This is a genomic window from Ilumatobacter sp. (genome assembly GCF_046290335.1).
In the GTDB taxonomy this organism is placed as follows: domain Bacteria; phylum Actinomycetota; class Acidimicrobiia; order Acidimicrobiales; family Ilumatobacteraceae; genus Ilumatobacter_A.
In genome coordinates this window covers 25,402-39,548 of the sequence record NZ_JBKAGH010000010.1, presented here as the reverse complement: position 1 = coordinate 39,548, position 14,147 = coordinate 25,402, and the positions used below count along the sequence as shown (strand labels likewise).

Annotated in this window: 17 protein-coding genes; 4 read left to right on the top strand and 13 right to left on the bottom strand. The window is 67.5% G+C overall.

Annotated elements, in window-relative coordinates; all coding sequences use genetic code 11:
* Positions 1–50 precede the first annotated feature (50 nt).
* The 5 genes from ACE37B_RS23720 to ACE37B_RS23700 are packed head-to-tail and all read right to left on the bottom strand — an operon-like array spanning position 51 to position 4,555.
* Positions 51–998, bottom strand: a complete 948-nt coding sequence (locus tag ACE37B_RS23720) for a catechol 1,2-dioxygenase (protein WP_409925834.1) — start codon at positions 996–998, stop codon at positions 51–53.
* Entirely contained in the window at positions 995–2,287 is a 1,293-nt protein-coding gene (locus ACE37B_RS23715; protein WP_409925833.1) for a M20 family metallopeptidase, read from the bottom strand. The genes ACE37B_RS23720 and ACE37B_RS23715 overlap by 4 nt, the downstream gene beginning before the upstream one ends.
* On the bottom strand, positions 2,284–2,409 hold the full coding sequence (locus tag ACE37B_RS23710) for a hypothetical protein (RefSeq protein ID WP_409925832.1): 126 nt from the start codon (positions 2,407–2,409) through the stop codon (positions 2,284–2,286). The genes ACE37B_RS23715 and ACE37B_RS23710 overlap by 4 nt, the downstream gene beginning before the upstream one ends.
* Positions 2,409–3,239 carry an alpha/beta fold hydrolase gene (locus ACE37B_RS23705; RefSeq protein ID WP_409925931.1) on the bottom strand — a complete coding sequence of 277 codons (831 nt, stop codon included), beginning with the start codon at positions 3,237–3,239 and terminating at the stop codon, positions 2,409–2,411. The genes ACE37B_RS23710 and ACE37B_RS23705 overlap by 1 nt, the downstream gene beginning before the upstream one ends.
* A 35-nt stretch (positions 3,240–3,274) precedes the next feature.
* Complete coding sequence (locus ACE37B_RS23700) at positions 3,275–4,555, bottom strand: Rieske 2Fe-2S domain-containing protein (protein WP_409925831.1); 1,281 nt, start codon at positions 4,553–4,555, stop codon at positions 3,275–3,277.
* Between the two features lie 240 nt (positions 4,556–4,795).
* Here ACE37B_RS23700 and ACE37B_RS23695 point away from each other — a divergent pair, with 240 nt between their 5' ends.
* The 3 genes from ACE37B_RS23695 (at position 4,796) to ACE37B_RS23685 (ending at position 7,054) form a co-directional block, all read left to right on the top strand.
* Positions 4,796–5,602, top strand: a complete 807-nt coding sequence (locus tag ACE37B_RS23695) for a thioesterase family protein (protein WP_409925830.1) — start codon at positions 4,796–4,798, stop codon at positions 5,600–5,602.
* A gap of 192 nt (positions 5,603–5,794) precedes the next feature.
* Positions 5,795–6,121, top strand: coding sequence for a monooxygenase (locus tag ACE37B_RS23690; RefSeq protein WP_409925829.1), 327 nt, complete (start codon positions 5,795–5,797; stop codon positions 6,119–6,121).
* A 3-nt stretch (positions 6,122–6,124) separates the two neighbouring features.
* Positions 6,125–7,054: a riboflavin kinase gene (locus ACE37B_RS23685; protein WP_409925828.1), complete on the top strand. Its 930-nt coding sequence runs from the start codon at positions 6,125–6,127 to the stop codon at positions 7,052–7,054.
* A gap of 28 nt (positions 7,055–7,082) precedes the next feature.
* On the opposite strand, the gene ACE37B_RS23680 is transcribed toward ACE37B_RS23685, so the two are convergent.
* Genes ACE37B_RS23680 through ACE37B_RS23665 form a run of 4 tightly spaced genes read right to left on the bottom strand, consistent with a single transcriptional unit; the run spans position 7,083 to position 10,263 of the window.
* Positions 7,083–7,397, bottom strand: a complete 315-nt coding sequence (locus tag ACE37B_RS23680) for a NifU family protein (protein ID WP_409925827.1) — start codon at positions 7,395–7,397, stop codon at positions 7,083–7,085.
* Complete coding sequence (locus tag ACE37B_RS23675) at positions 7,394–8,380, bottom strand: amidohydrolase family protein (protein WP_409925826.1); 987 nt, start codon at positions 8,378–8,380, stop codon at positions 7,394–7,396. Before ACE37B_RS23675 ends, ACE37B_RS23680 begins: the two co-directional genes overlap by 4 nt.
* A gap of 33 nt (positions 8,381–8,413) precedes the next feature.
* Positions 8,414–9,370: a zinc-binding alcohol dehydrogenase family protein gene (locus ACE37B_RS23670; RefSeq protein WP_409925825.1), complete on the bottom strand. Its 957-nt coding sequence runs from the start codon at positions 9,368–9,370 to the stop codon at positions 8,414–8,416.
* Positions 9,367–10,263, bottom strand: coding sequence for an alpha/beta fold hydrolase (locus tag ACE37B_RS23665; RefSeq protein WP_409925824.1), 897 nt, complete (start codon positions 10,261–10,263; stop codon positions 9,367–9,369). Before ACE37B_RS23665 ends, ACE37B_RS23670 begins: the two co-directional genes overlap by 4 nt.
* A gap of 90 nt (positions 10,264–10,353) precedes the next feature.
* Between ACE37B_RS23665 and ACE37B_RS23660 the strand changes: the two genes are divergently transcribed.
* On the top strand, positions 10,354–10,785 hold the full coding sequence (locus ACE37B_RS23660; protein ID WP_409925823.1) for a nuclear transport factor 2 family protein: 432 nt from the start codon (positions 10,354–10,356) through the stop codon (positions 10,783–10,785).
* A gap of 32 nt (positions 10,786–10,817) precedes the next feature.
* Here the strand turns inward: ACE37B_RS23660 and ACE37B_RS23655 are convergent, their stop codons facing one another.
* The 4 genes from ACE37B_RS23655 to ACE37B_RS23640 form a co-directional block, all read right to left on the bottom strand.
* Positions 10,818–11,687, bottom strand: a complete 870-nt coding sequence (locus ACE37B_RS23655; protein ID WP_409925822.1) for an LLM class flavin-dependent oxidoreductase — start codon at positions 11,685–11,687, stop codon at positions 10,818–10,820.
* A gap of 203 nt (positions 11,688–11,890) precedes the next feature.
* Positions 11,891–12,841, bottom strand: coding sequence for an NAD(P)-dependent oxidoreductase (locus tag ACE37B_RS23650; RefSeq protein ID WP_409925821.1), 951 nt, complete (start codon positions 12,839–12,841; stop codon positions 11,891–11,893).
* Entirely contained in the window at positions 12,838–13,689 is an 852-nt protein-coding gene (locus tag ACE37B_RS23645; protein ID WP_409925820.1) for an alpha/beta fold hydrolase, read from the bottom strand. Before ACE37B_RS23645 ends, ACE37B_RS23650 begins: the two co-directional genes overlap by 4 nt.
* Positions 13,686–14,102 (bottom strand): metal-sulfur cluster assembly factor, encoded by a 417-nt coding sequence (locus tag ACE37B_RS23640; RefSeq protein WP_409925819.1) that lies wholly within the window; start codon positions 14,100–14,102, stop codon positions 13,686–13,688. The genes ACE37B_RS23645 and ACE37B_RS23640 overlap by 4 nt, the downstream gene beginning before the upstream one ends.
* Positions 14,103–14,147: the final 45 nt, after the last annotated feature.

Sequence of the window (14,147 nt, the reverse complement as noted above, 5' to 3'; positions counted from 1 at the left end):
ATTCTCGGGTGTGATTTTCGGGTGTGATTTGCGGGTGCGGGACAGATGGGTCAACGGGTGGGCGAGCCGGGAGCGACCACGGCCACGCCCATGCCAGTCAGCCATTCGGGCATCGGTGAGTAGCAGAGCGTCTCGCCGGGGCCGTGGCCGAGTGCGGCGGCCATGGCCAGCCACGCACGAATCTCGTTGCCGCCGTTGCCGGCCGCCGCCACGAGGTCGTCGGGTTCGGGGTAGCGGTCGGCGATCTCGGCCGAGCGACCCGCTTCGAGCAGGGCGAGCAGGTCATGGTCGAACGACTCGCTCAGGCGCGGTGTGGCACCGACCACGATCGGGCGACGTCGTTCCTCGAACTCCTCCCAGCGGCCGCGGCCTTCGCGGAACGACCGGGCGAGGAACTCCTCGTCGTCCCCGACCGGGGCCCGCCAGTCGGGGAACGGGATCTGGTGTGAGAGCCCGCCGGTGGCGATGACCGCCACCCGACGGTCACCGGCCAGCTCGGCGATCGCCCCGGCGAGTGACTCGCCGAGGGTCAGGCACCGCGACAGCGTGGGCAGCGGCGGGCCGAAGGAGTTGATCACGATCGGCACCACCGGCAGCCCGTCGGGAACGATCCACTGGATGGCGTGGGAGATGCCGTGGTCGACGTGCAACTCCGAGGAGAACGCCATGTCGAGATCGCGTCGCAGCAACCCCTCGCAGATCGCCAACGCCGCCGACGGATCGACCGCTTGAGGACCCGACGGGGTGCCGTGTTCGCCGGCGGCGATCACCTGGTCCACACCCACCGTGAATGCCGGCATCAGGTCGAGCCAGAACCCGCGGAAGTGGTTCGACCCGAGAATCACGACCAGATCCGCCTCGACCGACGAAATCCGCTCGCGTGCCACGCCGAGCGCGTCGCGGAAGTCGTGGGCTCGCGCCAGATGATCCACTTCGTCCCACTTGGTGTTCATCAACGTGGTGTGGGATCCGCCGATGCCGATCACCGCGGCGCTCACGCCGCCACCTCGCAGTAGTCGATGGCGGTGCGGACGAGGAGCTGGCTGAGTCGCATCATGTCGTCGACGTCGACCGCGTTCATCCCGAACTGGAAGTCGACGTCACGGTCCGGCCGCACCACTTTCGGCAGCCCGACCCGGGCGGTCGGGACTCCGGCGGCGCGCAAGATGTTGGCGTCGGTCGCACCCGACAGACCGACGATCGGCTCGTGCACGCGACCTGTCAACGACTCCCACGCACGGATCGTCGTGGTGATGATCGCCTCGTCGGGCGGCGTGGTCGTACCGGCGATGGCGACCGTCTGGCGCCATGACACCTCCGCGCCGACACGCTGCGCGATGCGGGCGAGTTCTGCGCCGAACGCAGCGGCCGCGTCGTCAGGAGTCGTTCGCGGGCTGAGGCGTAGGTCGACCCAGAACCGGCACAACGCCGTGGTGAACGCTGCGGTGTGCGGCCAGCCGCCTTCGATCGCCGCCACGACGCCCTGGGGTGCAACGAGCCCGTCGCGGTGCTCCTCCGCCCAGGTCTCGAACCAGCGCTCGAGCTCACCGATCACCACGCCGGCGTCAGCGATGGCGTTGCGATAGGGCAGCAGATGGCGGCTGCCGACGTAGGTGTGCGAGCCCGACACGTCGACTTCGAACCAGGTCAACCCGACCTCTTCCCACGACACGGCCCAACCAGTCTTGGCGATCACCGCGGCATCCGGGCGCGCAGCGGCGACCACCCGAGCGCAGCCGACGCCATGGCCGTCGGCCAGGTCGTGCCGCCACCGGTTGTTCGGCATGCCGCCGGCACCGAAGCCGACGACCAGATCGCCGGCGAGTTCCACTCCGGCGGCGGTCAACGCCTCGACGGCAGCCAGGATGCAGGCGCCGTGCCCCTTCGGATTCTGCGCGCCGAGTCCGATCACCATGCCGTCGACGACGGTCGCGCCGGGGGTCATGTCGTCGCGCAGTTCCGGACCGATCCAGGGCACATCGACGGATTCGTCACCCACCGACACCGTGTCGATCGGGGCATACAACAGCAGCGACGAACCGTCGCCGCGTCCGGGTCGACGACCGATGGCGTTCGCCATGTCACCGCCGAGGTCCTGTACCTTCGACGTCAGCCCGAGCGAACCGAGCCGGGCAGCGAGATCCCGCGCCAGCGTGGCCTCCTGACCGGTCGGCGAGCCGATGTCCACCATCGCCGCGCACAGTTCGATCAGCCGTTCGGGTCGAAGCTGTGCCTCAGCCGCCTCGATCGCGTCGGCGATGTCGCTCCTGGTAGCGGCGTCGGTCATCGCGGTCGAGTCGGGGGAGTACCGACCCAGGTCCCGGTGGTGCGGGTCAACACGTGGACGAGCTTCTCGTACTTCGACGCAGCGACCGCCACGAGGATCATGACGACGACCATGCGGCGCATCAGCGGTCCTCCTGACCCAGGAAGCCGGCGACCACGCTGTGGTAGTGCTGGGGTCGCTCCTCCTGGAGATGGTGCGACGCCTTGTCCATCACGTAGAGCTGGCCGTGTTCGATCATGCGAGCGAGCATCAGCGGATAGTCCGGAGTGAGGAACGCGTCGTACATCCCCCACGCGAACAGCACCGGGCAGCTGATTCGTCCGAGTTCGGCAGTCATGTCCTGCCAGTCGCCGCGAGGGCTGTCGGATCGGGCAGCCAACTCCATCTCGTCGGGGTCGATCGACTGCTCGTAGCGCATGGTGACGGTGGCGTCGGGAATCTCGTCGGGGTCGTACCACTCCAGATCGGCCATCAGGTCGCGCATCTTCTGCCAGGTCGGACCTTCACCGCCGAAATAGCGGTCACGTGCCCGGCGACCACGCTTGGAACCCTCCGGCAACGGTGCGAGCGGACCGTAGAACACCGGCATCGACCCGGTGATCACCAGCGAGCGCACCCGATCGGGAAAGTTGGCGGCGAGGTTGAGTGCGATGGTGCCACCCCACGAGTTACACACGAAGTCGGCTCGCTCCACCCCCAGCGCGTCGAGCAGGTCGCAGATCGTCTTGGCGTGGAAATCGAACATCGGCCCGCTGATGAGGCACTTCTCCGACTTGCCGTATTGCAGTAGATCGACCAGGTAGCAGCGACGATCGGCTGCGAACAGCGGTGCGACGGGGCCGAAATCGGTCCACGCGGTACAGCCGGGGCCACCTCCGTGCAGGAAGAACGTCGGCGGGCCGGCCTCCCCCATCTCGATCACGTGGTAGCCGAGGCCGGCGGCGTCGACCATGCGACCGGCCGGTTCCGGCTGGATGTCGACGGGCATCAGGTCGCTCCTTCGGACGTGGTGTCGACGTCGCCACCGGCGGCGTTGTCGTCGACCGAGACCGGTACACCGTCGGGATCGAACGGGTTGCCTTCCTCGATCAGGCGACGCCACTCGATGAGCGAGATGTCCGGTCGGTACAGGCGCTCGGGGGGAGCGTCGGTTGCCTCAACCATCCAGCCGTCCTGCTCCGAGAAGTTGCCGTGGAAGAGCCAGCGAATGCCGCCGAGGTATTTGGCGAAGAAGCCGGCCTTCTTGAGCCCGGACTTGAACTGCACCATGACGCCGACGTACTTGGTCCGACCTTCCTCGATCGGAACGTAGAACTCGTAGTGGATGAATTGGGGGTAGGCGATCCGCAGCACACCGGGTGCGCTCAGCGAGGCGAACCCGGGAAAGTCCTGTCCGGCGATGTAGGCGTCATTGTTCGCCGACCCGCCGGTGTTGCCGAGCATCTTCCCCTGCTGTTGCTTGGGCTTCAGCTTCCACCAGCGGTCGTTCGTCCATCGGCCGAGCCCGGGGAACTCGGCGTCCCAGTGGCGCTCGTCCTCGATGCGGTAGATCCAGCGTCCATGACGTTCGATGTGGACCACGTTCCACGTCGGCATCATCTTGAAGATCCGCCAGTAGGAGGTCCGGTGGAGGTACTTGGCGTGGCCTTCGTCGAAGCCGTTCTCGGCGTACAGTCGCCAGTCGCCTTGGCGGTCCTCGATTCGACCACCCACTGCGTAACTGGGCGGGTCGACCAGTTCCTCCGGGAGCTGATCGGTCAGCGGATGCGGCTCACGGTCGCCGACGAACACCCACACCAGGCCGACCGCCTCGGCGGTGGGATAGTTCTGCACCGACACCTTGCCGCACATCGGCGAGTCGGGGCCGTCGGTGATGACGGCGACGAGTTCACCATCGGACAGTCGGAAGGTCCAGGCGTGATAGGGGCACGTCACCGTGCCCGGGAACTCCTCCTTGCCCATCGACAGCGGCACACCTCGATGCGGGCACCGGTCGCGCAGGGCGTGCACTGCGCCGTCCCCGTCGCGCTGCAGCATGACATCTTCGCCGCAGACTCGGACGGCTCTCGGGGAGCGGCCCACTTCGGCGGACCATTCCACCGGGTACCAGTAGTTCCGGAGCCCGGCATCTGCGGCGTCATACGTCGGCCATGATGCCCAGTCCGCTCGGCCGGTGCTGCGCTTGGCATCGCCGCCGCGACGCCGTCGGGCCATCACGGCGTCCAGCCGGTCACTCGCAGATGCTGTCGATTCGTCGACGGTCGTCATCGGGTGCTCCTCTCGATGCGGCATTGTCCCGCCGCGTCGCGACATCCGGCCAGCGTCTCGGTCCGCTCAGCCGACCGATCACTCGATCGGAATATCGTCACGCCTACGATCGTCACGCAAACGATATGGTGCTGGGATGACCGAAACGGGTGCGGAGCGCCATCACGACACCGAGGACATCGCTCCGCCCCAGCCGCCGACAGTGATCATCTGCGGCCGTCGACGTGGCGGGTCACTGCGGTGAACGTGTTCAACGGCGTTGCCGACTTCGAGCGGGAGACCGACCTCGAACCCGCTGGCGACGGGTGCTGGAACACCGAACTGTCGTCCGCGTGGAACATCGGACCCAACCCGAACGGCGGCTACGCAGCGGCCCCGGTCCTGCGGGCGATGCGGCAGGTCGCCGGAGGCCCCGACCCCGTGTCGGTCACGACCCACTTCCTCCGGCCGGCGATCGCCGACGAGCCGGCCGGCGTGACCGCCCGGCTCGAGAAGCGTGGCCGCTCGCTCACCGCCGTGACGGGTTCGCTCTCCCAGCACGGAGTGACCCGAGTCCTCAGCGTGGCGGCGTTCGGTGACGTGAGCGTCGACGGACCGAATCGATTGTCCGAACCGGCGCCAGAACTGCCCGCACCCGACGACTGCGTCGGACGCCATGGGCTCGAGGTCGGCGTGGACGTGGCGCTGGACAAGCGCATCGACGTGCGCCTCGATCCCGCCACGTCCGTCGCCGGCTCTCAGCCGATTGCCGAGATCCGCGGCTGGGTGCGCTTCACGGACGAACGCGCTCCCGACACGTTGGCCCTTCCGGTGTTCGCCGATGCCTTCCCACCCGCCGCCTACGTCCACCTCGAGCCGGTCGGCTGGATTCCGACGGTCGAGTTGACGGTCCACGTCCGACGCCGGCCGGTCGCTGGATGGATCCGCGCCCGGTTCACCTGCAACGACCTCGCCGGCGACCGACTCGTCGAAGATGGAATTCTGTGGGACGCATCGGGCCAGGTCGTCGCTCGGGCACGTCAGGTCGCCCAGATCCTCCGGACCTGAGTTCAGCGACGCCGATATTCACGACATCGCTGGCGGTACCGGTGCCCTCCGATGTGTTCGCTCGAGAGTTGGCGTAGGTCGCACGATCCACCGTTGTGTTATTCTGATGACGAGCGACACGAAAACTCGACAACAACTCGACACCAAGACTCGACAGCACCTACCTACCGTCGAGCGACCCGGGGAGGCCCCATGATCACCGTGTTCTCGAAGTTCCAGCTTCGACCCGAACTCACCCGCGAGCAGGCGGTCGAAGAGATCAAGGAGACGATCGCCTGGTACCGGGGCCGTGAAGGCTGCCTGCGCAAGTACATCTGCCTCAACTGGGAGGAACGCTCCGGGTACGGGGTGTACCTCTGGAGCGACCGGACGCTCGCCGAGGCGTTCTACGCGCAGGCCACCGCCGAGATCGAACGCCAAACCGGCGCGACACCCGAGATCCTCTTCTTCGACACCCCGGTCATCGTGGACAATACGACCGACGAGGTGTTCATCGACGGCGAACTCGTCGAGGTCTGAGCCGTGGCGAACGTTCGCAGAGTCGAGCTCCAACGCCCCTTCGAGGAAGGTGGCGTCGTCGCGGTCGGCTGGTACGACGGGCTGCATCGGGGCCACCGAGCCGCGCTCGAGCACCTCCGCACGGTTGCCGACCAGCGAGGGACCACCACCGGGTTGGTGCTGATCGACGACGACCGCAACGAACGTCAGCTGACCAGCGTCGAGCAACGGCTCCATCTCATCGAGGAGACCGGGCTCGTCGACACCGTGTGGGTGGTCGACGCCCCGGTCGACGACTGGTCTGGCCATGCGCCGGCGTTCATCCGTGACGTCTTGCTCACCACGACGGGCGCCGGTGCGGTGCTCACCACGACCGGGGCCGGCCAGGGTCCGATGGTCCAGGCGTTCGGGCAGCAACTCGTCGACGTGGCGACCGAAGGCGACCTCGCGATCGTCCCGCTCGATGACGCCCAACGCGAATGGAACGACCTCGACCGCAGCTGCTCGTCTGCCGACGTGGCTGCGCTGCTCGACCGAGGTGACGTGGCGGAAGCGGCGAAACTACTCGGGCGTCACCACGAGATGCGGGGCCGGGTCGAACTCGGCGACCAGCGAGGGCGCACGCTCGGCTTCCCGACCGCCAACGTCGCCATGCCGGTGTCGTTCGTCATTCCGCGCGAGGCGGTCTACGCCGGGTTGATCACGCCGGGCGACGGCATTACCCGGGCGACAGCGATCTCGCTCGGCCGACGCCCCACCTTCTACCCCGACGGCCTGACGCTGCTCGAAGCCCACGTGCTCGACTTCTCCGGCGATCTGTACGGCCAGGACGTCCGCGTGCGCTTCGTCGACAAGGTTCGCGATCAGCGACGCTTCGATGGCCCCGACGCACTCGCTGCTCAACTGCGGCGCGACATCGAGACCACACGCGACCTCATCGCGCCGATGCTCTGATCGGGGTCGTCGACTCGACCGACCACGCTCAGCGAGGCGTGGGTGAACGGTCGAGCATCGATCTCACCCGCGCCTCTGCTGCAGCGCTCACGGCAGTCCCGTGTGCCTCGACGACGCCGACGCCGGGAACCGACTCGAGTGCGTCCTTCACGGTGCCGAACCAGGTCATGGCCTTCCAGTTGCAGCCGGTGCACATGCCGGCGAAGCGAACGGTCACCCGTCCGGCAGCCAGACCACCGTCGGGGTCGTCGACGACCTCCACCAGCTCGATGCCACCACCGTGGTTGCGTAACCGGGTGTTGATCCACACGATCGCGTCGTCGAGCGCTTCCCGGTCGATCATCGAGCGGCGACCGTCGCGGCGAGGTCGATCCCCATCACGCGGGCGAAGTTCTCGCCGAGGATCTTGCGCTTGTCGTCCCGGGTGATCTGTGGGAAGCCCCATCCATCGCAGAGGTCCTCGGGAATCTCGAGGTCGAGGAATGCCTGGATGTACGGCGCCGGCGGGCCGGCCAGCGCCGCTTCGGAGCCGTAGATGAGCTTGTCCACACCGACCTTGGCGAGCAGGTTTCCCATCTGCCACTGCACCTGTCGGGGTGCGATGGCGGTGAAGGTGAGGTTGGCGGACAACGCCAGATACATGTTCGGAAAGCGACCAGCGATCGCCACCGTCTCGTCGAAGTACGGCATGGCGAGGTGGTGCATCACGAACGACATCTCGGGAAAGTCGCGGCACGGCGCCTGGAGGTCGTTGGGCCGTCCCCACTCGAGGTTCTCGGTCCCGAAGGGGACCCCCTTGTGGAACTGCACGACGTTGACGCCCATCTCGCGACACTTCTCGTAGAGCGGATAGGCGACCTCCTCGTCGTCGCAGCGCCACGGGTCGGTCAGGTGGCCGTTGTAGAACTTGAACGACACGGCCCCGAGTTCGGTCGTCTGTCGCTCGATCTCCTCGAGCGCGAACTGCACACCTCGGAACGCCGGGTCGACCCCGCCGCAGAACAGGACGTGGTCGGGGTACGCCTCGGCCATCGCATGTTGCAACTTGACCGGGGCCCAGAAATCGGGGTACCAGTCGAACACCGGCACCACCTGCGCCATCGCCAGGTCGGTCGGTGACTCCTCGAACACCAGGCGATACATGTCCTCCACCGACGTCGCCGTCGCGTAGTCCATGTCACCACCATGCAGCGGGCGCAGCATCTCTCCCATACCGACCTGCATGTCACGCACGTACCAGGCATCGGCCCGGCGCGGGTCGAGGTTGTCGTTGGACATGTCGTGCAGATGGATCACACAGTCGAACACGTGGATGTCATCGATCATGAGGCGGTCGTCTCCGTTCTTGGTGAGGTGTGGTCAATCGGTCGTCGGGACGAGCACCGCTCGACCCGTGTGCCCCGACTCGTCGAGCCAGGCGAGCGCCTCGCCTGCAGCATCGAGCCCGAACTCGGTCACGTCGAGATGCAATCGGCCGTCGGCGAGACGAGCGAGGAGCTCGGGCGCCACCGCCCGTCCAGCGGGCTCGCGCTGCACCATGTTCAGCGGGTGGAGGCTGACGTTGCGCTGCATGAACGCCGGCAGGTCGAGCTCGTGGGTGGTGCCGGCGACGTAACCGACCAGCACGGCGCGCCCGCCGGAGCGCACCGTCGGCAAGATGGTGGCGAGCGGCTGGCCGCCGACGGTATCGACGAGCAGGTCCGGCGCGCGGTCGCCGAGCGCTTCGGCCCACGACTCGGTTGCGCCGTCGACCACCACGCCGGTCACCCCCGGCGGCAGCAGGTCGAGGCGTTCGGGTCGCGAGACGGTCGCGATCACGTCAGCACCCGCCTCGACGGCGAGTTGACACGCAACCGCTCCGACCGCGCCGGTCGCACCGGTGACGACGACGAGTTCGCCGGCGGCCAGTGCTGCGATGTCGTGCAGCGCGATCCATGCCGAGGTGCACGGCGAGAAGAACACCGCCCCCAGCCCGAAGGACACGTCGTCCGGCAACGCGCCGAGTGCCTCGTCGGGCGCGGACACGTACTCGGCCCACGTGCCGTCGGAGGCGACACCCAGTCCACCGCCCCGGATCCAGACACGTGCACCCACATCGAAGGTCTCGCTCGACACGACCACGCCCGCCGCCTCGACACCCGGCGTGTACGGCAGTGCCGGCGGGCGGAGGAACGCACCCGACCAGATCGTGCGGTCCAGGTGGGCGACCGTGGCAGCGGCGACGCGCACGACGGTTCGCCCGGCGGCGGACGGGGGATCTTCGAGCTCCTCCACGACCGGGGCCGCACCCCAGTCGGTGATTCGAACCGCTTTCATACCGAGCTCCCGTCGTCGAGATCGTGACCGTCGAGGAACGACATGACCGCGCCGGCGAATTCCTCGGGCAACTGATCGGGCAACGGCACCATGCCTCCGGCGATGTCGACCATGTCGACGCTCGCAGCCCCGACGAGCGCATCGCGAAGCTCGATGCCGTGCCCGAACGCGAATGGATCCTCCGTGGCGCGAACCACGAGGGTCGGGCTGGCCACCAGTCGGATCCGATCTTCCATGCGATACGTCGCAACGGCGGTGTGTCCGCCCTCGACGTCGTCGAACACCTTGAGCGCATCGATCACGAACGCCTGCAAGAGGTCGGGTCGATCGGCCGGATAGAACCCCGCCCGCTGGTTCCACAGCGCTGCGAGATGAGCGCCGTCGTCGCTGAATCGAACTTCGTCGATCGGTGGGCGCTCGGCGCGCTCGCGGCGGAACTCGGCATGGGTGTATGGCGTGGACGACAGTACGAGTCGAGCGACCAGGTCGGGACGCTGCGCGGCGAGCTCGACCGCGATCACGCCGCCGGTGTGATGACCCACCACGTGGACCCGTTCGATACCGAGATGGTCCATCACGTCAGCGACGACTCCGGCCCACCGTTCAATCGACACGCGGCCCGTCGGTCGGTCGGAGTCACCGAAACCCAGGGTGTCGACGGCAATCGGCCGAAAGCGTCCGGCGAGCAGCGGGATGACCGCGTCGAACTCACGCCAGCTCCGGGGCGTCTGATGCAGGAGGAGCACGGGCGTTGCCTCGGGTGCGCCAGCGGTGACCACGTGGATCTGCCCGTCGGCGAGGTCGACGAAGGATCGGTGGACCCTCGATGATCCTCGATCGTGCGGTGAAGGGTGGGCGTCGTCAGCGAACCCACCCACGCGGTCTGTCGTCATGTCATCGTCCTGCACATCGCTCGATAGCTCCATTCCAGTTTCTCACGTTTCCGTTGCGACCGTCACGTTTTCGACGATTACTCTCGTCGAATGGCTCACACCACCAGCACCTCCACCGACACCCCTGCGGGGGAACATCCCAACGCCACGAAGGTCCGACAGGCCCACGAGGCGTTCAAGACCGGCGACATGGACACCGTCCGCGAGATCTTCGACTGGGACAACATCCGTTGGGTGCTCCCCGGAAGCAGCGTCGTGTCCGGCGTCGACACGGGCATGGAAGAAGTCTTCGCCAACTTCGGCAAATGCCACGAGCTCACCGACGGGACCTACAGCGCCATCGGGTTCGACTACATGGGCAGCGACCACCATGCGGTCGCCCTCGCGCACCTCACCGCACGGCGAGGCGAGCGCACCCTCGAGATGGACGAAGCCGTCATCTTCACGATCGAGAACGGCAAGTTCGTCGAGGCGTATCATCTGGCCTACGACCAGTACGCCTGGGACGCATTCTTCGACTGACCCGCCCGCCGCGCCGCCGGGTGCCGGTCCGTTCAGGCGCCCAGGCGGTCGGCGACGGTGTCGGCCAGCCACGTCAATTCCGACGCGTCGTCGACACAGCCGAAGAAGACCAACTCGCCGGCGCCGGCAGCCGCGTACTCCTCGATCGCACGCTCGATCCCCTCGGCTCCGACAGCGATCTCGGCGCGGACGAACTCCGGTGGCCCGCCCTCGGCCAGGTACGTGTCGAGCCAGCGAGCGGCGTCGGCGGCGTGCTTCTCGCTGGCGAACCAGGTGCCGGCCGTGATCCGAGGTTCGCCCTCCCGGCCCGCCTCCGCCCAGGCGCCGTTGACCGTGTCGACCTCGTACTTCATGAACTCTGCCTTCACGCCGCCACCGAGGTAGCCGTGGCCGCGCTCGACCATGCGTCGAAGCGCCGGCTTGGACGCACCGCCGACCAGGATCTGCATCCCCGGGTCGGGGACGGGGCCGAGCGAGTGCGGCGGGTTCTCCGGGGTGTTGAGAGCGAAGAGCGCATCGAGGCACTCGTCGACCAGTTCACCACGCCGCTCCCACGGAACTCCCGAGACCGTGTAGTCCTGGGGGCGAGCTCCACCGGCGATGCCGAGTGCGAACCGTCCGGGTGCGAATCGGCTGAGCGTGGCGGCTTCCTTCGCGAACACCGCCGGCGCTCGCATCGGGGCGATGAAGATGTTGGCGAGCAACTCGATGCGCTCGGTGACGGCGGCGGCCGCAGCGAGTGACAACACGGCGTCGGCCGTGTCGTAGACGAGCCGGTCTGCGACCCCGAGGGTGGAGAACCCGGCCTGCTCGGCCAACTTCGCCCAGTGGAAGATCGTGGCACCCTCGACGCCGGGGACGCCGTGGGGAAGGTGGATGCCGATCTTGATGTCGGTACTCATCTGGTATCTCCGCTATCTGGGTCGAGTCGGTCGAGGCCGGTCCCGTCGACCGGCGGCCGAACCTTAGTCGCGTTCCAACAGCCATGTGCTGTTTTTCTGACGAACGTCATGAGATCGTTTGATCGAGTCGGTCGACGATCGATGCGGCGCTGGCGCTCGCCGGCTCATCGAATCGCCCGGCTTCGGCACGCCGGCTCGCGCCCTCAGTAGTCGGCGCGAACGTTGTCCAACGGGTCGCCGGCCGCATACCGACGGAGTTGTTCGCCGGCAAAGGCGTGGGCACGGTACATCCAGGAACGTGACGAGCCGGCCGTATGCGGGGTGATGATCACGTTCGGCGCCGACCACAGCGAGTGTCCCGCGGGAAGCGGCTCCGGGTCGGTCACGTCGAGCGCAGCGGCCAGGCGCCCCGAGCGCAGCTCCGCTTCGAGTGCCTCCTGGTCGAGCACCGCGCCCCGTGCCGCGTTGATGACGACCGCGCCGTCGCGCAGCAGACTCAGCCGATCAGCACCGAGCAGCCCACGGGTCTCGTCGGTCAACGGGGTCATCAGCACGACGGCGTCACATCGGGGCAACAGATCGTCGATGTCGTCGGGCCCGTGCACGCCAGGGCGGGGATGGAACGCCACACCGGTGACCGTGGCGCCGAACGGATCCAGCAACCGCTCGATCCGGCGACCGATCGAGCCGTGGCCGATGATGAGCACATCGGCGCCATCGAGATCCACGAACGGGATCTGATCCGGTGGCGTGGTCAGTGCGTTTCCCGCCGTGTCCCACCGTCCGTCCCGCTGGGCTGCTGCGAACTGGAGGAAGCCACGCCGAAGCGCTACGAGGACGCCCACCACCCATTCGGCGACCGGGATGTCGTGCACACCGCTCGCATTGCACAGCGTGACGCCAGGCGGAATGTGCGGCAGCATCATCTCGATCCCGGCGTTCAGCGTCTGGACCAGTTCGAGCCGCTCGAACTCGGCGAGTCGAGGCATGAGGTGGCGGAGTTCGGCACCGAGCACCAGCACCTCGGCGGCCAGTTCGTCGGTGCCGGGAGCAACGCCCTCGTCGAGCACCCGAAGGGAAAACCCTTCGGGCACGACTCCGAATGCTTCGTCGATGATGGTCGACGGCGCCAGGACGACGCGCTCGTCGGTCACGAGCGGTCCAGGAACTCGACGACGAGTTCGTTCCACTCGTCGGCGCGCTCCACGTTCGGGCAGTGACCGCAGGGATCGAACACGACGGCTTCCCCGTCGGGCAACCTCTGACCGATGGCCTCGGCGTAGCCGGGCTCGCGCAGCTGGTCCTGGGCGCCGGCGGTCAGCAACGTCGGCACGGTGATCTTCTCGTACGGCGTGTCATCCACGTTGCCGAAGTCGCCGCGCTCGGGTGCGAAGGGCGCTCGCAGGCGCGGGGCGGACACGAATTCCCACTGGCCCGGCTCGAGGCTGGCCTCGTGGTAGGGGCGGACGAACTCGTCGTCCTCCCACAACGGGGCGTTGATCACCTGCTGCAACTGGCGGCGCATCTGCTCGAAGGATCCGTCGTACTCCTGCAGGATCTGGCGCGCTTCGTTCATCGGGCTGAACCCACCGCCGGACACCAGCACCATCTTTCGGACCGGGAACGGCGACGGGGCGTCGCTGGCCATGGCTTTGACCAGGAAGGTGCCGCCCATCGACAGCCCGATCACGTCGGCCTCGTCGATCGCCATCACCTCGAAGAAGCGAACCATGTGTTCCATCATCCGAGCGTTGCCCTTGCCGAAGTCACGCAGCTTGTCGGTCTTGCCGAAGCCGAGCCAGTCCGGTGCGATCACCCGACGATTCGCGCCGAGCGCGGCGAAGTTCCGAGACCAACTGTTCCAGGCGTTCTCGCCATAACCGCCGGCGTGGAGCAGGACGATCGGCGGTCCGTCGCCGTGACCTGCCTCCCAATAGTGCGTGCGGATCGCATCCACCATCACGTAGCGGCTCGCAGCCGGTGGTGTCGTCTGTTCGGTCATGTCGCCTCCCGGCCACGGAGAAGGGGACGGGCGTCGTTCCAGCCTGTCCAGTCGTACGGTTCGATCGAGGTCAGCGTCTCGGTACGTCGGCGCCGAACGGAGAGTTCGGTCACTGCCGACGGAAGCATCTCGGAGGGCGTCCACACAGCGTCGTGGTCGATCTCCACGACCGCCACGTCGACGCCGTCGATCGTTGCGAGTCGTTCTTCGGCGGCACGGGCCATGGTCGGCCCGTATGCACAGCACGGTGAGGTGAGCCGCATCGCCACCCGAACGCTGCGTGTGTGGTCGTCGATCGCCACGTCGTGGGCCAGTCCCATCGCCCGTATCCCGATCGGTGAGCCCATCGCGCTCGAGCACGGGTCGATGACCTCGTCGAGCGCAGCGAGCACCGCTGGACGGCTGATGCTCATCGCCCGTCCCCGATGCCGGCACACCGGACCCGGCCGGGCAGCGCC